This is a genomic window from Qipengyuania sp. HL-TH1 (assembly GCF_036365825.1).
In the GTDB taxonomy this organism is placed as follows: Bacteria; Pseudomonadota; Alphaproteobacteria; order Sphingomonadales; family Sphingomonadaceae; genus Qipengyuania; species Qipengyuania profunda.
In genome coordinates this window covers 3,133,779-3,152,583 of the sequence record NZ_CP142675.1, presented here as the reverse complement: position 1 = coordinate 3,152,583, position 18,805 = coordinate 3,133,779, and the positions used below count along the sequence as shown (strand labels likewise).

General features: G+C 61.3%; 17 protein-coding genes. 9 read left to right on the top strand and 8 right to left on the bottom strand.

What is annotated here, in order from left to right; translation table 11 throughout:
• Positions 1-18: 18 nt before the first annotated feature.
• The gene (locus tag VWN43_RS16090; protein ID WP_156491280.1) at positions 19-324 is read right to left on the bottom strand and encodes a hypothetical protein; all 306 of its coding nucleotides are present in this window, start codon (positions 322-324) and stop codon (positions 19-21) included.
• A gap of 196 nt (positions 325-520) precedes the next feature.
• On the opposite strand from VWN43_RS16090, the gene VWN43_RS16085 reads away from it, so the two are divergent.
• The 7 genes from VWN43_RS16085 (at position 521) to VWN43_RS16055 (ending at position 6,604) form a co-directional block, all read left to right on the top strand.
• Positions 521-997: a hypothetical protein gene (locus tag VWN43_RS16085; protein WP_063505656.1), complete on the top strand. Its 477-nt coding sequence runs from the start codon at positions 521-523 to the stop codon at positions 995-997.
• Between the two features lie 43 nt (positions 998-1,040).
• On the top strand, positions 1,041-2,279 hold the full coding sequence (locus VWN43_RS16080; RefSeq protein WP_050599275.1) for an MFS transporter: 1,239 nt from the start codon (positions 1,041-1,043) through the stop codon (positions 2,277-2,279).
• 126 nt (positions 2,280-2,405) lie between these two features.
• Positions 2,406-3,050: an SRPBCC family protein gene (locus VWN43_RS16075; RefSeq protein ID WP_082835583.1), complete on the top strand. Its 645-nt coding sequence runs from the start codon at positions 2,406-2,408 to the stop codon at positions 3,048-3,050.
• The gene (locus VWN43_RS16070) at positions 3,050-4,231 is read left to right on the top strand and encodes a zinc-dependent alcohol dehydrogenase (protein WP_063512919.1); all 1,182 of its coding nucleotides are present in this window, start codon (positions 3,050-3,052) and stop codon (positions 4,229-4,231) included. The genes VWN43_RS16075 and VWN43_RS16070 overlap by 1 nt, the downstream gene beginning before the upstream one ends.
• A 2-nt stretch (positions 4,232-4,233) precedes the next feature.
• Entirely contained in the window at positions 4,234-5,028 is a 795-nt protein-coding gene (locus tag VWN43_RS16065) for an SDR family NAD(P)-dependent oxidoreductase (protein WP_063506041.1), read from the top strand.
• Positions 5,029-5,073: 45 nt separating this feature from the next.
• The gene (locus VWN43_RS16060; protein ID WP_063506042.1) at positions 5,074-5,691 is read left to right on the top strand and encodes a flavodoxin family protein; all 618 of its coding nucleotides are present in this window, start codon (positions 5,074-5,076) and stop codon (positions 5,689-5,691) included.
• Between the two features lie 43 nt (positions 5,692-5,734).
• Positions 5,735-6,604 carry an SDR family oxidoreductase gene (locus VWN43_RS16055; protein WP_063506043.1) on the top strand — a complete coding sequence of 290 codons (870 nt, stop codon included), beginning with the start codon at positions 5,735-5,737 and terminating at the stop codon, positions 6,602-6,604.
• Between the two features lie 87 nt (positions 6,605-6,691).
• Here the strand turns inward: VWN43_RS16055 and VWN43_RS16050 are convergent, their stop codons facing one another.
• Positions 6,692-7,189 (bottom strand): MgtC/SapB family protein, encoded by a 498-nt coding sequence (locus VWN43_RS16050; RefSeq protein ID WP_050599070.1) that lies wholly within the window; start codon positions 7,187-7,189, stop codon positions 6,692-6,694.
• 251 nt (positions 7,190-7,440) lie between these two features.
• Here VWN43_RS16050 and VWN43_RS16045 point away from each other — a divergent pair, with 251 nt between their 5' ends.
• A complete protein-coding gene (locus tag VWN43_RS16045) occupies positions 7,441-7,662 on the top strand; it encodes a hypothetical protein (RefSeq protein ID WP_050600379.1) in 222 nt (73 codons plus the stop codon).
• Complete coding sequence (locus VWN43_RS16040; RefSeq protein ID WP_050599068.1) at positions 7,662-7,871, top strand: hypothetical protein; 210 nt, start codon at positions 7,662-7,664, stop codon at positions 7,869-7,871. Before VWN43_RS16045 ends, VWN43_RS16040 begins: the two co-directional genes overlap by 1 nt.
• Positions 7,872-8,234: 363 nt before the next feature.
• On the opposite strand, the gene VWN43_RS16035 is transcribed toward VWN43_RS16040, so the two are convergent.
• The 6 genes from VWN43_RS16035 to VWN43_RS16010 form a co-directional block, all read right to left on the bottom strand.
• Positions 8,235-9,953, bottom strand: coding sequence for a RyR domain-containing protein (locus tag VWN43_RS16035; RefSeq protein WP_063506044.1), 1,719 nt, complete (start codon positions 9,951-9,953; stop codon positions 8,235-8,237).
• An 8-nt stretch (positions 9,954-9,961) separates the two neighbouring features.
• Complete coding sequence (locus VWN43_RS16030; protein WP_063506045.1) at positions 9,962-10,675, bottom strand: hypothetical protein; 714 nt, start codon at positions 10,673-10,675, stop codon at positions 9,962-9,964.
• Complete coding sequence (locus VWN43_RS16025; RefSeq protein ID WP_063535431.1) at positions 10,675-16,485, bottom strand: hypothetical protein; 5,811 nt, start codon at positions 16,483-16,485, stop codon at positions 10,675-10,677. Before VWN43_RS16025 ends, VWN43_RS16030 begins: the two co-directional genes overlap by 1 nt.
• Positions 16,486-16,494: 9 nt before the next feature.
• Positions 16,495-16,914 (bottom strand): NYN domain-containing protein, encoded by a 420-nt coding sequence (locus VWN43_RS16020; protein WP_320181090.1) that lies wholly within the window; start codon positions 16,912-16,914, stop codon positions 16,495-16,497.
• The gene (locus VWN43_RS16015) at positions 16,911-17,096 is read right to left on the bottom strand and encodes a hypothetical protein (RefSeq protein WP_320181091.1); all 186 of its coding nucleotides are present in this window, start codon (positions 17,094-17,096) and stop codon (positions 16,911-16,913) included. The genes VWN43_RS16020 and VWN43_RS16015 overlap by 4 nt, the downstream gene beginning before the upstream one ends.
• A gap of 62 nt (positions 17,097-17,158) precedes the next feature.
• Positions 17,159-18,538, bottom strand: coding sequence for a type IV secretory system conjugative DNA transfer family protein (locus tag VWN43_RS16010; RefSeq protein ID WP_320181092.1), 1,380 nt, complete (start codon positions 18,536-18,538; stop codon positions 17,159-17,161).
• Positions 18,539-18,805 lie beyond the last annotated feature (267 nt).

Genomic DNA, 18,805 nt, shown 5'->3' with positions numbered 1-18,805 from the left:
TCTTTAGACGCTTTGTCGTCATGCAATATCTGCAGTTTGATCGGACGCTACGATTGAGGAACGGTAGATGACCCCCGAGTTCGCTAAGCTATCCTCCTTGCGGACCAGAGCCAGCATCTGCTTAACGCCCGTATCGGCAATGCGGCGCGCGGCGTTGTGCGAATTGATGATCGCCTCCACCTCGATCCCGTTCATCAGGATCACGCGGCATCTCGTATAGGGATGGACCTCGCGGGTGTCGAAAGGTTTGCTCGTCAATTCCGACCAATTGCGGAACTGACGGTCGATCGGAATGCCTTTTTCTGTAAGTGGATTGAAAGACAAGGGCATCTCCTGAACCTAGTGTTGCAGGTTCGGACGAATGCAGAATCAATTTCAATTAGATCGATAGGTTCCGCCCAAGCTCTGCTTTTGACGATAAGAAATGTTATCTAACACGCTCACATTATTATGAAAAGTCGAGAAACCCGCGGAACAAGGGAAGGCTGGAACAAACTCGAACGTCCGGCGCTCACGGAGTATGACCACGACGAACTTCAGCCAATTGCTACTAGTGGCGCTTGATGACCTGCGGGAGGGCCGTCGCTCACTTGCGTGCAGGATGCAGAAAGTTGCTGTCGCAACAAACGATGCCGTTACGAGAGAGACCTTCCGTACTTTGATTACTCGGTCCAATGAAGAAGCAAACATCCTCGGCCAGATGCTGGGTGATCCTGATGGGAAACCTAATCTCTGGGCAAATGGCATAATGGACGATGCATTGCGCGACGTAGCGTCGACAGCGCAGGGACGGGTGCGAGACGTCGCCGTAATTGGAGCGATCCGCAAATTTCTGGCTGCTGACATCGTGTCGCTGGAAACGGCCATTGCGCTCGATCAGTACGAAGGGGCCGCGAAAAACCAAGCGTTAAATGCGTTTCGCCAGCAAGCTCGGGATACGGACCATCTGCTCCGTGAGCGCTTGGCGGAATTAACCCGGTCGCTTGCTGGGGAATGAGGTAAAGCCTCTTGGCATCTTCACCGAAACCATGCTCTAGCTCGTGCAGCACTGCAGGACAAAGAACGCGTTGAACTCGGCCGAGCGTCTCACGATCGCTGGATTTCTCGCCACTGCAATCGGCTTCGGTCCCGCGAGAGTCGGTCTAGGTCTCTTCATGCCCCAGTTCGCCGATGAGTTCGGCCTTTCGGTGGCCGATGGCGGGCATATCGCGAGTATCGCATTTTCCGCCTTTATGGTGGCTTTGCCAATAACTGCTATCTTTGTTTTTCGGCTCGGACCTCGCACTCCTGTCATTCTGGCCTGCCTGATGGCGTGCGCGGGATCAGTGCTGGTAGCTACTGCATCGAATGCGACAATGCTGACCGCAGGGATAGTCATCGCGGGATCCAGCGCAGGCCTGTGTTGGACCCCGTTCAACGATGCCGCGCGCCACAGTTTAACCGAAGATCGGCGAAATACGGCCCTCTCGATAATCGCGACAGGAACGGCCACCGGCGTAGTAATTGCAGGCGTTCTCTCATTATTTACAGGGATGGGCGCAATCCACTGGCGACACGCTTGGTGGGCCTTCGCCGGCATCGCCCTCTTAGCGGCAATCGTGGCGTGGTTCGGGACCCCGAAGCTCGAACAGAGGCAATCGATGAAGGGGTTCGCCCTTTCGCATTTCTATGGCCGCAAGGCTTGGCCGCTCCACACCCTCGCTTTGGTTTTCGGCGCGACTAACGCGGTCTTCATTACCTTCGCGGCGAAGCGCATAGCCGATACGGGAGGGCTGCCTAGCCTGGTATCGGACGGCGCTTCGGCCGTGGTCTTCATCAGTTACGGTATCCTGGGCTTAGTCGGCGTAGCGGCGGGGCGTCTGGTAGACCGGTTCGGTCTGAGCGGCGTGCTGCGCGTGATTTTCGCGGCTGCCGCCCTCTCGATGGTCCTCATCGCGTTCGCACCCAATGACTGGATCACCGTGATAACCGCAAGCGCATTTCACGGAGCAGCGCTCATGGTCGTCAGCGCGGTGATCTCTTTCTGGAGCCTGAGATTGTTCCCCGGATGGAGCACGACCGGATTCACTGCGGCCCTCATGGCGCTAGCGATCGGGAGCTTGATCGGACCGACTCTCGTGAGCGGAATAGCCGAAAAAATGGGAGGACAGGCGATGTTCGCCATCGCGGCGGTTCCGTCAGTCGTGATTGCTCTTTGGCCCGGGCGTTTGCCCGCCTTGCCGACCATCCGTTCAAGCCCGGCAGGCGATTGCGACCTCGCAACTGCGTCTGACAGATAAACCCGGCCTGAAATTTCACCGAAGAAAGCTCGGTAAAATTGGTCGCAACCCACCAACGCCTCGCCGAGAACGTCCGGAACGGTTTGAGAGGGAATTCGCTGCGTCATCATGTCGCGGAGAAAATCTATGTCTCAAAATTCGAAAATCGGCGCCGGATTGGGCGGCGTCGTTCTTACTGCCGGAGCGATCGCATTCGGAGCGTTCCTGTCCAACAGGCACCAAAATCGCGGATATGGCGATGCCGCCAACCATACCAAACGCCAGCCTGAAGGCGACACCGCGCAGGTCGGCCGATCAGTAACCATCCGCAAGCCGCGAGCCGAAATGTTCGCGTTCTGGTCGGACTTCTCCAACCTGCCGCAATTCATGGAGAATGTGGAAGCGATCGAAGCCGGCGCAGACGGGGTTTCAACCTGGCGGATCAAGGCCCCCGCGGGCCAGACGGTCGCGGTGAAAACCGAAATCGCCAGCAAGAAGCAGGACGAGGTGATCGCCTGGCGCTCGGTCGAGGATTCCGAGATCGAGACCAGCGGCGAGGTTCGCTTCGAGGATGCACCGGGCGAGCGCGGAACCAGGGTCAGCCTGGTGATGGCCTACGACCCGCCCGCAGGCGCGCTCGGCCGAGCGGTGGCGAAGCTGTTCCTGCGCGAGCCGCAGGTTCAGGCCCGGCATGATCTGAAGCGTTTCAAGATGCTCATGGAAACCGGAGAAATAGCGACATCGGCGCGAACGCGGGACGAAACCCGTGCAGCCAAGCAGGAGAACGGATGATGCGAGCACTTACCTGGCATGGAACCAACGACGTTCGCGTGGACACGGTCAGCGATCCGGAAATTATCAATCCCCGCGATGCGATCATCAAGATCACCAGCACGGCCATCTGCGGGTCCGACCTTCACCTATACGATGGCGTCATTCCCGGCGTGGCGCCGGGCGATGTGCTGGGCCATGAATTCATGGGCGAAGTCGTCGAGACGGGGTCTGCGAGCGATCTGAAGAAAGGGCAGCGCGTCGTCGTGCCCTTCACGATCAGCTGCGGCGGCTGTTTCCATTGCAAGCAGCAGCAATATTCGGCCTGCGACAATTCCAACCCGGCTGAAAAGCAGGATATGTCGGCGACGCTCTACGGCCAGCCGATGGCCGCGCTGTTCGGCTATTCGCACCTGACCGGCGGCTATTCCGGCGGACAGGCCGAATACGCCCGCGTGCCCTTTTCCGATGTCGGCCCGATCGTCGTTCCCGACCATCTGGAGGACGACCAGGTGCTGTTCCTCTCGGACATCCTCCCGACCGGCTGGATGGCGGCGGAAAATGCCGACATCCAGCCCGACGATACGGTTGCGGTGTGGGGCTGCGGCCCGGTCGGATTGTTCGCGATCCAGTCGGCCATCGTGATGGGCGCATCCAGGGTGATTGCGATCGACCACTATCCGAACCGTCTCGCACTGGCGAAGCAGCTGGGCGCGGAGATCATCGACTTCCGCGAGACCGATGTGCGCGAAGCCCTGATGGAAATGTCCGGCGGGATCGGCGTGGATGCCGTGATCGACGCGGTCGGCATGGAGTCGCACGGCTTCGCTATCGACAACATGTTCGACGTCGTGAAGCAGAAGGTCGGCATGGGCGCCGACCGCGCGAGCGCGCTGAAGCAGGCGATTCTCGCGGTCCGGTTCGGCGGCAAGGTCTCGATCCCCGGCGTCTATGGCGGGATGACCGACAAGTGGCCGCTTGGGGCAATGATGGAGAAGGGCCTGCAAATCCGCGGCGGCCAGACCCATGTCCAGAAATATACCAAGCCGCTGCTCGAGAAGATCGAGGATGGCACGCTCGACACCACGTTCCTGATCAGCCACCGGCTGCCGCTCGAACAGGCGGCCGAGGGCTACAAGAATTTCAAGGAGCAGCAGAATGAATGGACCAAGGTCATTCTGAAGCCCGGGATGGAGAACTGATCATGGCCGGGAAAATCGACAAGCTGTCCGGGCCGTGCGTAATCACCGGTGCTTCGAGCGGCATCGGGCTCGAGCTCACGAAGCTGGCGGCCCGCGATGGCTGCGACCTGATCCTCGCCGCCGACCGCGATCTTGGCGCGGCCGAAGCCACCGCGCGGCAGTGCGGTGCCGCAGGCGTCGAGACGGTCGAAGCCGATCTCGCCACCCCCAAAGGCCTCCAGGCCCTCGTGACGGCGATCGGCGATCGCACGCCCGAAGTCCTGCTTGCCAATGCCGGCCACGGGCTGGGCGAAGCGTTCCTCGATCAGGAGTGGAAGGACATCGCCCATGTCATCCATACCAATGTGACCGGCACGACATGGCTCCTGCACCATATCGGACGGAAAATGCGGGCGAAGAATGCCGGTCGCATCCTTGTGACCGGTTCGATCGCGGGGCACATCCCGGGCGCTTTCCAGCTCGTTTACAATAGCACCAAGAGCTACGTCGACTACTTCTGCTTCGGGCTGCGCAACGAGCTTAAGGATACCGACGTGGTTGTTTCGTGCCTGATGCCGGGGCCGACCGATACCGATTTCTTCGACCGCGCCGGGATGGAGAACACCGATGTCGGCAAATCGGACAGCAAGGACGATCCCGCAATGGTCGCCGAGGCGGGCTACAAGGCCCTTCTCGAAGGCGACGCCCACACGGTCAGCGGCTTCATGAACAAGATCCAGGATATGTTCGCCGGCGTGATCCCCGACACCGTGCTTGCCCAGATGCACCGCCGCATGGCCGAACCCGACGACCGCTGAGGCCGCACGCCTTCGCGAATCTGCAAGAAACCGAGGAGAACACCTATGCCTCTCACCGCCATCGCCCTGAACTGCTCGCTCAAGAAATCCTCGGGCGAAGCAAGCTCGACCGACGCCATGATCGCCGTGCTGAAAGAGCATTTGGCCAAGCAGGACGTCGAACTGTCCGAAACCATCCGCATCGCCGACCACAACGTCCCGCCAGGCGTGACGTCGGACGAGGGCGAAGGTGATGACTGGCCAGGTATTCGCGAAAAGATCCTGAGCCACGACATTCTGGTCTTCGGCGGGCCGATCTGGATGGGGCAGATTGGATCGGTCGCCAAACGCGTGCTCGAACGCATGGACTCCTTTACCGGCGAGACCGACGATCAGGGCCGGATGCCGAGCTTCGGCAAGGTGGCGATTGCCGCGATCGTCGGCAATGAAGATGGCGCGCACTGGAGCTCGGCGCAGCTGTTCCAGTCGCTCAACGACACCGGATGGACGATCCCGGCGGGCGCGGCCTGCTATTGGGTTGGCGAGGCAATGGGCAGCACAGACTTCATGGAGCTGGAGGAGACGCCCGATGCGGTGACCGAGACCGCGCAGATGTGCGCGATCAATGCCGCGCATCTCGCCAAACTGCTCACAGGCGACACCTACCCCGGGACGAAAGCCTGACGGCACGGAACGCTCACACTCCGAAATCTCTTGGGAGATCATTATGCGACAAGGAACCACCAACCAGATCGAGCCGCCCCTGCCTGAACAGCAACAGCGTGTTCCGGGCGCGACCGAGTCAATGCACCCCAAGCCCGATCACGGCGAAGAAAGCTACGAGGGCTCCGGCCGTCTCGAAGGGAAGAGGGTCGTCATCACCGGCGGTGACAGCGGGATCGGTCGCGCGGTCGCAATCGCCTTTGCGCGCGAAGGCGCGGATGTGCTGATAGCCTATCTCTGCGAGGATCGCGACGCGCAGGAAACGAAGAAATGGGTCGAAAAGGCTGGACGCAAATGCGCCTTGATGCGCGGCGATATCAGCGATGCGGCGCATTGCCGGACGATAATCGACGAGGCTGTCCGCACCTTCGGCGGCATCGATGTGCTGGTAAACAACGCTGCGCACCAGATGACTTTCGAGACATTGGAGGACATTCCCGACGAGGAATGGGAGGGGACCTTTGCCACCAACATCCACGCGATGTTCTATCTCGCCAAAGCCGCTTTGCCCCACATGCGTAAGGGCAGTTCGATCATCAATTCGGCATCGATTAATTCCGACCAACCCAATCCTACCCTGCTGCCCTACGCGACCACGAAGGGGGCGATCCAGAATTACACGGCAGGCCTCGCGCAACTGCTGGCAGATCGGAAAATCCGGGTGAACTGCGTCGCGCCCGGGCCGGTCTGGACACCGCTTATCCCCTCTACGATGCCCGAAGAGGACGTCGCCGAATTCGGGAAAGATTATCCGCTTGGCCGCCCGGCGCAGCCCGCCGAACTCGCGCCGCCATACGTCATGCTGGCGAGCGATGAAGCGAGCTACATCTCGGGAGCCAGAATCGCCGTTACCGGCGGCAAACCGATGATGTGATCTGCCGGCTGCCTGAGTAAGGGGGCGATACAGCGCAGCTGACCAGTTTGGGCTGCTCCGACGAATACGCGGATCTGAGGCGGACGCCTATTCGTCGGGCGACCTTCCGATCGAGCGCGCGATGTTGCGATCCTCCTTGCCGAACTTGTCTTCGGCAACCCGCAGGACTGTGATCATGATCAGGCTGACTACGGTCAGTATTGCCACCAGGGGCCATTGCGCGGCACCGCAGGCGATGCCCACCATGGTCGCTAGCCACAGATGGGCCGCCGTCGTCAGATTGTGGAGCTGGCCCTTGCTGAAGACGATCAGACCGGCCCCGATTATCCCGATGAACGCTCCGGCTGCCTCGAACAGTCGCAGGGGGTCCATCCGCGGGCCGTCGAGCTGATGGTACAGGGCCATGATCGACACCACCATGGCCGCAGCCGAAACACAAATCAGGCCATGCGTTCGCATGCCGGCGGCATGGCCGCGCCATTCGCGATCAAGCCCCAGCACCAGACCGAGAATCGCAGCCACGCCAAGCCGGCTGATGATATCCCAATCGAGCCATTCGAGGGATGTGACAGGGTTGAGTTCCATGATTGGCTGCTCCGCTTTCTGCCCGGATCCCGGGATGGGTCTTTCCGCTCGCCGCAAGCTGATAGGACAATCAACCCGAGTGCTGCAATTGCTGGGTTGGCTGCTCTCTCCCGCCGACAGCCGGCCAGGCCCCTACGATAACCCGTTGCAAACGTGAGACAATATCTTCCTGGGACCCTTGCCCCATACGGGGTCGCTCATATATTTTCTTAGCGCGGACGGGTACTCGACACGAAATGAGGAGAAACGTGATGGCGAAGGGAGACAAGGACAAATACACCGACAAGCAGAAGCGCAAGGCCGAGCACATCGAAGTGAGCTACGAGGACCGCGGCGTCTCGCAGGAAGAAGCCGAACGCCGCGCCTGGGCGACCGTCAACAAGGAAAGCGGCGGCGGCAACAAGTCCGGCTCCGGCCGGGGCGGCCAAGGCGGCAAAAAGAGTTCCAGCGAATACGGAGCGGAAAGCAAGTGATGCATAGCTACAAGCTGCGCGCCCGCGACGATCACAACTCAGTGATTGAAGAGATCGACTTCGAATGTCTCTCGATTGCCGGAGCGCTGGATAAGGCCAAGGCCATGGTCAAAGCCGGCCACGCCGATCTCTACGAGGATGGCATGCCGATCTGTTCGATGGAACTGGTGGCAGAAACAGGCGTGTGGCTGGTTGGTAAGCCGCGGTGATCTGAACGCTTAACGAAATTATAGCCGAGCGCCCCTTAAATCGCGCGCAGTTCCAGCTCTGCGTCTGCTTTTCGAATGCGTCGCGCGCGGCAGCTAAAAGGGGATTCGAAAGCAGCGGTGTACGTCCGGAATTGGGGCGCATAGCAGCCGTTGCACGCGGCGCAATCGACGGCGACGCAATCAAGAGCAGGTTGGATACGGCTACACCGCCTGTCCGGAAGCCTGTGGATAGGCCGATCGAATGACAGAAAAGGGGCCGGAAGCGGAACGTCCGCTTTAGTTCCACTTCAACCGGAAAGCAGACATTCCATTCGTGGCAGCTGACGCGGTTTCCTACGCGGTCAGATGTGAAGTCTAGATTTCTTAACTCTCGTCCTTGCGCGTCTGCGCGATCAGGGCATCAACCTGCGCGGCATCTTTCTCTTTGTCCGAGGCCTCTAATTCTTCCCAAGGCACGAGATCGCGGTGAACCAGCTGCTTTGGGTCAGTGGCGGCCCGGTCGGCCGTGGGGAGCCAGCCGTCCAGCAGGCGCTCGACCGACCAGCGTTCATGCTCGTTGCGGCGCATTTTCTCCTGCGCCGCCGGTGAATCGCTCAGCCGCGCCAGATCCGATTTCTTGATGGGATCATGCTCGGCCGCCGCGCGACTAGCGTGCACATAGGTCTCGTCGAGATGACGCCAGGGCTTGTTGGCCGGCAGGTCCGCCACGTCCGGAAGGCCTTCTTCATAGGTAAGGTGCTTGCGCGCCGCAGCTCGGTCGCGCTGGCGCGACATGAGCGAGCCGGCATGGCGTTGCAGCGCCAGAGAGATGGGTTCCTCGAAATTCATCTCGCCCTCGCGATAAAGCGCACGGACCGAATGGGTCGACCGGGTCACCGGCTGGATCGAGTAGTGTAGCGCCGCCGCGCGCCAGAGATGGAGGCCGATCCGGAACACCGCCTCGACCGTTGCCCCATCGTCTTCGAGATCGATGATGATTCTCGTCAGCGTGGGATCGTTGATCAGCGTGTCGTGGCCGCTGGCAAGGGACACGGGTTCGGCATCCTTACCGAGCACTTGCGGGAAAGCATCGAACGCCTGTCGATGCAGTTCGAACCATCCCTCCCAGCGCAGGGCATAGGCCGGGTCGATGGTGATGCGGGGAGGAGCAAGGCCGACAGACCAATTATGCCGCAGGACGAAGGTCGCGACCTCTTCCAGCAGTCGCGAATGGCCGATGATGCCGACATGTACCCCTTCCTGTTCGAAGTGATGTGCGGCATCAGTCAGGTCCGCATCGGCGAGGACTTCGCGCACGGCTGCCTGGTAGAGCGAGAGGGGGCGCAGCCGCGCGTCGTCCCGTGTCAGGATCGTCCGCGACAGGCGCATCGCACGGTGCATCTGCGCGCTCTCAATCCGGACGAGGATGTCTTCGTGGCGCGAAGTTAGCAGCTCGCCGATCTTGAGCGCCCTCGCGAGATTGTCGGCATCATCCGCGCCCCACACGACGAGCCGCGACGCTTTCTCGGCATTGGACTGGCGCAGGGCCGTCGGCAATTTGGCGTCGATCAGGATGATCCCGAGATTGCCCATAGCCTCGATCCGCTCGGGGCTCGGTTCCCTTTCCGCCTGGATGACGACCTCACCGTCGCTGGTGAGGCGGCGCGCGATACCGTCGCCTTCGCCGGGTTCGGAAAAGAGGATCACGTGGCCGCGGGCCAGCGGGAGCAGCGCATGCGCCATGCGCCGCCGTCCCCAGGCGATGGCGGCCCAGACGATCGCGTAGACCGGTATCGCGGCGCCGAAGAAGCGACCGAACCAAAGCAGCGGGTCGGTGAGGAGCGCGCTTTCCGTCTGGTTGAGATAGCTATCCTGGGGCGCGAGGAAGGTGAAGGGAGCGTAGAGCGCGTCGGCGAGGCGGCGGCCGACATCGGGCTCGGGGCTGGCCTGCCACGCACCAAGACTGGTCAGCGAGAACCAGCAGAGGATGAGCAGCAGGAAGATGACCGGCTTGCCGATCGTGCTGCCATGGCCGCGCTTCGTCGCCCAGACGGCCATACGTGCGGCGAGGTTGGGCGGTGGCAATTGTTCGTCCGTATCCATGCGTTTTCTTACTCCCCGGCCCGCGCGGCGGCCAATTCTTCTCGCCGATCAAATTGCCGCAAAGTCATGCAGACAAACTCGCGTGACAGCGCCTGAAGGTCATCCGTCTTGCCAGCCATCGCTCCGTCTCCCCGAACCTCGCCGTCTGGCGTGACAAGCAGAACCGGAAGCGCCCGCTCGCAAGCCAACTCGACGACATGCCCGGTTCCGCCTTCGCCGCGTGGTTCCTCGCCGTCCCAATAAGCGAGCAGGCCGTCGGCTGCAGTCACCATCCAGCGGGCAAGCTCAGCATAGGATAATGAGGTGGGCGGTTCCGAGGTGTCACAGATAACTGTCTGCCTTGTCGCCCCGTCTGTCGCCCGGTGATAGCGTGCCCGAAGCCCAGCGGTAGCATCGGGCCGCACTTCGAGACCGTCGAACAATGTCGCTTCAAAGAGTGCCGGTGAACAAGGCAGAACATGCCAGTCTTTCGCGGCTGGGAAATCCCGCTTGCGTGTCTCCGCAAAGAGCAGGTCGGCACCAGCCGCCAGTCCGTTGGCGATCAGGGGCGGCGCTTCGTTCCGACCGCACGCCGACCATTCCTGCCCAAGCGTGCGCCACAAGCGGCCAAGCACCTCTTCGAGCGTGGTTTCGGCCCGCGCCGACAAGCGGCGATGCCCCGACACCGCGATGACGGGGGTATCGGGAAGACCGTCTTGCGCGGGCGGAAAGCCCATCGACATCAGCCGTCGCCTTTCAGCCGCTGCAGCAGCGCAAGTGCTCGCGGATTGCCGTTGCGGACCTCCAGTTTGAGGATCGCCAATGCTTCCTGCTTTTCCCTCTGGTCAGCAGATGAATCGGTCAGCGTGGCGACGATATAAGACATGGCCGCAGTGCGATCCCCATTGTCCAGCGCCAGCTTCGACCAGCGTCGCGCTCCGGCCAGATCCTGCGGGCCGCCTTCGCCTTGCATCAGCATGTTCGCAAGATTGGTGCGGGCCTTATCAAGTCCGCCCTCTGCAGCCATGGTCAGGTACTTGCGCTCACTTTCCTTGGATGGAGAAGAAGCGCGACCGGCATGATGCATTATGCATAACGACCAGGCAGACTCTGCAAAGCCCGCCTTCGCAAGCTCCTCGAATATCGCCTCCGCTTCCGCGCATCGACCCTGTTCATCAAGCAAGATGGCCTCATCGTGTCGCCGTGCCATGTCCGTTTTTGATAGGTCCATGAATTCTTGCTCCCTTGTGCTGCTATTAGCCCGATTTGATGGCTCTGATGGCGAGGGCGGATTTTCGATAAGATGGAAGAGATCTGAAAGCTCTCGCTGCGACGACGTATCCACCCCGGCAGCCTCGATCTGGGTGCGGATGGCGTAGTTTTTCGCCCGAACCTTTGTTGCGACATCCGGTTGAGTGAGAACTGCGCTGATGATCGCATCCAGCCAAGGCTTTACCAACACCTCCGCATCTTCCGTCGAAGAACTGACGAAGCGTTCCCGGCGATACGCTTCGAAATCCAGCTCACCGCTAAGCACTTGGTGGAGCGCTGCCAGCCTGTGGGCCAAACCGGCACTCGTTGCGTGCGAATTGTCACTCGCGGCACCACTGATCAGGGCTTCGAGCAGGAACATGTCCTTTTCCGCTTCCTTGATCTTCCCGGTCATGAGATTGGTTTCGATAATCTCGGGCAATTCGCGGCGTTGGTGGGCTGTTTCCTTTTTCTTTGAGAACACCATGCCATGTCCTGCTTCGGGAGGCGACATACCCGCGACCTTGTCGACGAGCCCCAACCGGCGAAGCGCGCGCCGCTCTGGCGCTCCGTGTCGATAGGGGAGTTGTTCGGGGACGATCTCGGCAGAGCCACAATGCAATAACTGTTGCACGCCTTCGCTGCGGATGAGGATCATGAGCATCCCCGCATGGTAGACCGCATCGAGCAGGTCGTATCCGGCGGGGAAGAAGAAGGGCCGCTGGCCATCTCCGTCGCGCATGGTGATTCGGTGGTGATCGAGTGTGGCGGAAAGCCTGCCATGCGAGAGCGTGAAGGTGAGGTCGTCGGGGACCGGCATTTCCCAATAGGTTCCGCCATCGTTCGGTCCGTGAATTTCCTCCATTCGCTCGCGTAACGGCAATGGCAGGGCGATGGCTCCCTCGACAGGCTCTATGGAAATGTTGCCATTCGCCGCGTCGCAGGTGAGATGCTGGAACTGCCCCTTTTCGTCGCGGTAGGCAAAGCCGCGTGTCGTCAGCACGAGGCCTTCGGGGGCGACAATGAACTTGGCTCCGCGAACGCCTTTCTGCGAATCGAAGCTCTGGAACAGGCGCGCTTCGGATCCCTTGCCCCGGTAATGATCCTGTATCGCGGTTAGCCCGATACCAAGGCGCGCGAACCAGGCGGTCGCTTCGAAATGCGCATTGGGCTGGTCGAACATGAGAACCTTGCCGTCGAGCAAAGTCGTGCGCTCGAAGTCCGTCAACAGGCTGTTTCTTGGCACGAGTTTCTCGATCGAACGCCGTCGCAGCAGCAGGATGCCATCAGGAGTCGCCATAATGCGCTTCACGCGGGAGAGGCTTGCAAGCGCCTCCACCTCAGGTTTGTCGTCGCTGGCAATGGGGAAAATGGACGAAGCGATTCCGCCGTTGAGACCTGTAACCAGATGATCGCCGCGGATGGCGAGGTAGGCGACGTTGGGATGGCGTTGTCCGATAACGGGATCGCGTGCAGTGACCATGCAGTCGATGCGTCCCTTGCCGGCTGCCGCGACTTCGCCCAGCGGGCCCGAGGTATTCGCGACGACGAGACCGGGCTCGTTGCCGTTCTGGCCGAACAGAAATGTGCCCAGCGTCGCAAATCGGCTGAAGCCGGCGTTTCGGGAGCGGTCCCGGCGAACAATCTCGCCATTGGCGAGGAGCAGCGACTGACCCGTCAGCCGCGCCGCCGCGGGATTGTTGCTGTCATTGTCCTCTGTGATCCAGCGGATGGTGGCGTCGGCGTCCCAGAGAACGGCGCGTTGATCCTCGAGCGTCAACAGCGCCCGCCCTTCCCCGAGATCGGTACACGTAGCGATGTCCGACACCAAAGGCTCTAGATCGAGTGATTGGCCATCGGCGAACAGCAGTTGGGGACTGCCATTGTTGATCAATATCGCCGCATTGCCGGGCAGATGCGGGCCCGAGATCAGCGAGAGGGCCATCTCGCGCAATGAAATTTGCGCTATCTCGCCGCTCGCATGATCGAGCAGGAAATGACCTTCCGCACTCCATGCCAACAAGAGCGGTCCAAGCGGTGTGACGCCACGCGTCATGAACGATGTCGCGTGCCGAAAAAATCCCTGATCGGCAATGTTAGGCCAATTCTGTTGCTCGATGACCTGGAGCGTGGCCGGGTGGACGATTTCGGTCGCGATTGTCCCATCGTCTTGCTGACGGAACACCAACAGACGCTCATCGTCGATACGCTCCACCCCGCCGACAGCCCGCGCGGGCTTCTCGATCACCATGCTGATGGCTGCAGGATCGAGACGCGCTAGGCCGCCCCCTCTCGACAGGACGAGGATATCGTTACCATCGCGCCGCACCTGCCAAGGCACCCACTTGTCGTTCTCGATCTGGTTGGCGCTGAACAGCACCTTGCCGTGTCGAACCGACCACACAACCAGCAATTGCAAGCCGTAGATCGCGACTAGTCCTTCGCCCAGATTGGCGATGTCGGCTTGCTGGTCGAAGTGCATGTGGCCGCGGCGTCCCATCAATGCCGATGCGAGTTTCTCGGGCCTGAAGCGCCACGCTTCCTCGAGTCCGTCATTCGTGATCTTCACCGATGGCCCCGTCTCGAGATCGAACGGATCGCTTCCCAGCGCATCGCCGCTCGCATCGAAGCGGTGTACCGCGAGGGGGCTGCCGCCGACGACCAGCCAGCCTCCGTCCTCGGTCGGTACGGCGCCGAGGACAGGGCCCGATCCGATGTCGAAACGGTGCAATTCGCGCGCCGCGCTGACGCTCGACAAAGCGAGATCGCCGCGTGGGCCCCAGGTGAGGATGCGCCCGCTTTCCGGGACGATCACCATGCCCTTGATCTCGCCGTGGCCGGGCAGGGTCGCACGGAGGTTTCCGTACTGCCCTTCAACAATGCTGATCGACCCGTCCTTCTGGCCGATCGCCAAGTCTCGCCCAACGGGCTGGATGAAGCTCACATGACGCGGCGAAACGGCGTCCGCCACCCGCACACCCGGAATGCGCGGAGATTGGAAGCATAGCCGCGCGACGCTCTCGTCCTCGCGGAAATGGCCGCGCAGCGGGTTCGAAGCGAAATCGCGCCCGACGCGCTGGCGCAGGTAGAGGGCTCGTTCGCTGGCATCCTCGAGCCGAACAAGATTATGCCGTTCCTCGCCGATCATCTCGGCATATTGGCGGATTACGGGCGAGCCGAGCCAGTCGGCGGCGCGCAAGGCATCGAGTTCGGCCAGCGTATCGGCGAGCATCGCCCGCCCCGTCTTGGCCGCCATGAAGTGCGGATCAAGCAATTGTTTTTCGAGTCTTTCACGCGACGGCGTGCCGAGGGCGGCGGCCTGGAATACGATTTCGGAAAGGCTGTAGGGTTCCTCGTATCCTTCTGTTCTCGACAGTTCGATCCGGTCGGCGGCGAGGTTGAAAAGCCGCTCGTGAGCCCACTGACCGCACGATTCACCAACGCGCTCCCAGACGGCCCGCTTCAGCGCCTGGTGCACGAACGCGTAATGCAGTTCGCCGCCCCGCTCGGTCATCTCCAGCAGCGGAGAAAGCGATCCGACCAGCCTGCTAAACGCGGTTCTCGGTAGCGTGTCCAGCGCGATTCCGTCGGGGAAGGATCGGCGCAACCAATCCATGATCGCGGCATCGTCGCGGACCGCCTCGAACAGCGTTGCTTCGGCAACGCTTCGGCGCGCCGCCGCCAACAATGCGAGAACCGTCTCGGCAAGTCGCCGCCCGTGGCCCTCGCGATCGACGAGATGCTCAATCCAGCTGGCGACCCATGCCTCCAGCCGCGCATCGGTCGGCTGGAGCAGATCCTCGTCGGAGAGCGAGCGCGCGATTGTCGAGGCGATGCGTGTCGCGACGGCCTTGGCGGGCATGTCTCCCAGGCCTTCGAACAGGGTCGCAAATTGCCCCGGCTGCAGTTGCCGCCCGTCGGCTCCCAAAAAGCTCTCGATCGCCTGCCGCGTTTCCTCCTCGTCGAATTCGGCGAGCGGGATCACGGCGTCGTGCGGGAAAATGTCGGCAAAGGCGTCGCGAATACCCTCGTCGCTGGTTGTGATGGCGAGGGTGAGACGCTCGCCCGGTTCGGCCGGGATCCACGAAACGGCTTCGCCGACATCGCGCCAGTCGCATTCGTCGAGCCCGTCGACGACCAGTAGCACATTGCTCGAGAAAGGTCGCTCGAGCCGCCGCCGCAGTGCCGCCAAAGCCTCTTCGCCGCTTTGGTCGACGCCGTCGCCGACAGCGCTGCCCATCAGCCGGGCGAAGCCATCGCCGTCGAGCCGTTGCCTTTCGCGACCCGGACGCAAGACGATGGCGTCCGGCATTCGCTCGACGAGCTGATCGACGACGATGCTCTTGCCACAGCCGCTGGACCCGAACACCAGCAATGGCTGTGCGGCCGTTTGGCCGAGACGCTCAGCCAGTGGCGCTACGCATTTACGCTCGATGAGCGCCGCCGGTCCCGCAGTCGGATCAACTGCGCTCTCGGCGGCATCGTGTCCGCTGGCGGCATGCAGCAGAACCTTGCGCGCCCATTGTTCGAACGCGGCGCGATAGGCTTTGTCGCCGTCGCCCGAGCGCTCAAGATTCTCGATGCGCGCGCCCTTGTCGGCGAACATGCGCTCGACGCGCTGGCGCCAGCGGCCGTAGTGCGGAGACTTCGCCTTAGCCATGCGTCCGAACAGCGAGCTTTTTTCGCTTCGCCACATCGCGCCGATCCGTTCGGCATCCCCGTCGACGAGACTGAGCCCGAGCGCGAGTTCCTGCATCGTGACCGGCGTCGACAGGCGTTGCGCCAGGTCGGGCGACAGGCGATCGAGATGCGCATCGATTACGCTGCGGATGCGCTCCTCCGCCTGCGTCCAGTTGAGGCCCTGCATATCCTCGAAAGTCTCGCGATTACGCAGGATGCGGGTGGGCTGGATGAAATTGGCGTCGGCGCGGTAGAGCTCATCGAACAGCCTGACGGCCTCGTCATCCTCTTCGCCGAGGATTGAGAGGATGGCGCTATGATCCGCTTCGCCGAGCAGGCGGGGCAGGGGGATCCAGCCGGGCCGGTCGCTGCCGAGATAGAGGAAATAGGGTCGTGCGCCCGACGTGCGACTGCGGCGGATCTCGGCCATGCAGATATCGACCGCATGATTATCTAGGCCGGCATCGCGCGACACGCCCCAGCGCAGGTCCAGCAGGTCAATCTCCCGTCCCTCACTCCGCAACTCCTCGTTCAGTGCCGGCACCAGCTCGGTGTTGAGGAACTCGCGTTCCCAAGCGAAGTCGAGGAAGGTCGAACTGAGGAAGATACGATCAACTTGCATGTTTTCTCCTCACTGTGGTCCGTCAGTCAGACAGGCCCGCCTCGCCATCCGCACAAGGTCGAGCGCGATGCGGATATCGATCCCCTTTTCCTCTGCCTGAACCATGAATTCGACATCGCCGTCGTCATCGAAGATGCTTCGTTTGCGGTAGCGCAGGGGGCGCGTAGTCACATTCACGCCGATGCGCTCCATCGCCTGCGTCTTGTTGCGCCAGAAGGCGTGCCAGCGGGGCTGGCGCCGCGCCGACGGCATGCCGGTGTAGAACCGCACCGCTCCGGGCACGAAACCCGCGACTTCGCAGATCTCGCGATGGAGCGTGAACGGATCGAAATTGGGTGTGCGATAGCCGAACAGACGCTTCGCCTGCATGAAAAGGTTCTGTCCGTCGATAAAGCCCACCGCGACCGGGTTCTCTTCCTCGTCGATCAAGGTTTCGCACCATCGCTGGCATCGTCGTCCGGGGCACCGCGCTTCCCGTCGTCCTCCCCGATGCGATCATCATCATCGGTGCCATTATGGGGACCGTCATCGTCCGGCATGGCGAAGGGGTCAGGGATGTCTTCCGGGGGCGTGAATTCTGGGCCTGACAGGTCGAATTTGGCGTCCAGCACCTCGCTTGCGGAAGGCTGTCGCCCCTGCGCCGCTTCGGCCTTCTCGCGAGCCCGTTGCCGCTTCAGCTCAGCCAGGCTTCCACGTTTCGCGGGCTGGGTGGGCGCCCTCGTCTCCCGCCGGTCCTGCGGGTCTTGCTGTAGAACAGGTTATCGTCGAACTGGCTCACGAATGCGGGGTCTTCGAGATAGTTGGGCTTGCGCGCGATGACTGGCTTGTCCCCTGCTATTGCAAGAACCATTTCAGGAAATTCGAGATCCTGAAGGACGCGCCAATCCTCGTAACCTGTCAGCTCGGCACCATCGCGGGCGACGCGCGCATTGGCGAACCCGAAGGCCTGCAACACCTCGCAGTTGTTGATCATAGTCTTCCAATCGTGCGGGTACAGCATTTGCAGCTGGCTGAGATCCTGCCAGAAGCTCCAGGTTCTCAAGCCATACCCCCGAAGCAGCGTGATCGCCTGACGAAGTTGCTTGAGCGGGCCGAGTTGCGCGGCTTCATCGAGGATGAACAATGTCGGCAATTCGGGACGCCGCGAGCGCTGGGTTATGGCCGCCATCATGACTCCGATCCATAGGCGGAGGAGTTTGCCGTGGCTTTCGAGCTTTTCGGGCGGAACCACAACATAGATGGAAATTGGATCGCCACGAGTGATCGCCTGAAGATCAATCGTCGAGCGGCCAAGCGTAGCTTGCGCCCCGGCGCTACGCAGGAAATCGGTGTGCGATTGCGCGGTCGACAAGATCGAGGCCCAAACCTTTGCCTCGGCGGTCGATTTGATTGAACCGCCCTGCCGGACAGCGGGAAGCGGGCTCTTTAGGATCTCCTTGAAGGTGAAGTCTATATCTTCGTTTGTCTGATTGAGCAGGTAGTGCATCTCTTGCAGGTTGCGCAGAACAGGCGGCCTTCCGGAGGCCACGAAGAGTAGCATGGTCGTAATGAGTGAATAAGCTCGGCTGTCCCAAAACGGGTCCTGCGTGTGCTGCTTGGTCACTATCAGCTCGGCAAGTTGCGCGGCACTGTCGACCGCCTCTGGAGAGCGGTGATCGATCAGGTCGAGCGGATTAAGCGCCCCTGTTTCTTCTCCCGTCACTCCAAAGGGATCGAGCAAGAGCACTTTCTGCCCCAGCTCACGGCGACGACGTGCGGTGACCTGATAGTTCTCGCCTTTGGGGTCGATGACGATGGCCGGTCCGGGATATCTTAAAAGAGCAGGAATGATACAGCCCACGCCTTTGCCCGCTCCGGTCCGAGCGAGCGTGATCAGATGACCGTCTCCAGTATGCAAGACCGGTTCGAGCATGTCATCGTCGCGATCTTCGTCCTCGATCGCCTCACCAAACTGAAAACCCATAACCGGACGATGTTTATCCGCCTCGAGCGAATAGCCGATCAGCAGGCCATCAGGTGAGAGTTTGGTGGGGAGTTTAGCGTCATCGCGCATTGTAGATGTCTACTTCCCTCATCCCCGCAAGAAAGACCTCGCCCCATGACCGCTTTTGTCGGCAGCGGTGCGGTCGGACTGATCCTCAGTTGATGTGCTAAGCGCCCAGATCGGAGAGTAAAGAAAATAAAAGCGTGTGCTACCAGCATCTTCCCGTTCTTGCACGTCTCGCAAGCGGGCGAGGGATTTCAGGCTTGGGGATCCTAGCGCCACTCTACAAATTGAATTAATCTCCGACCTGTGCTCGAAAAGGCCACAGCCCGCTGG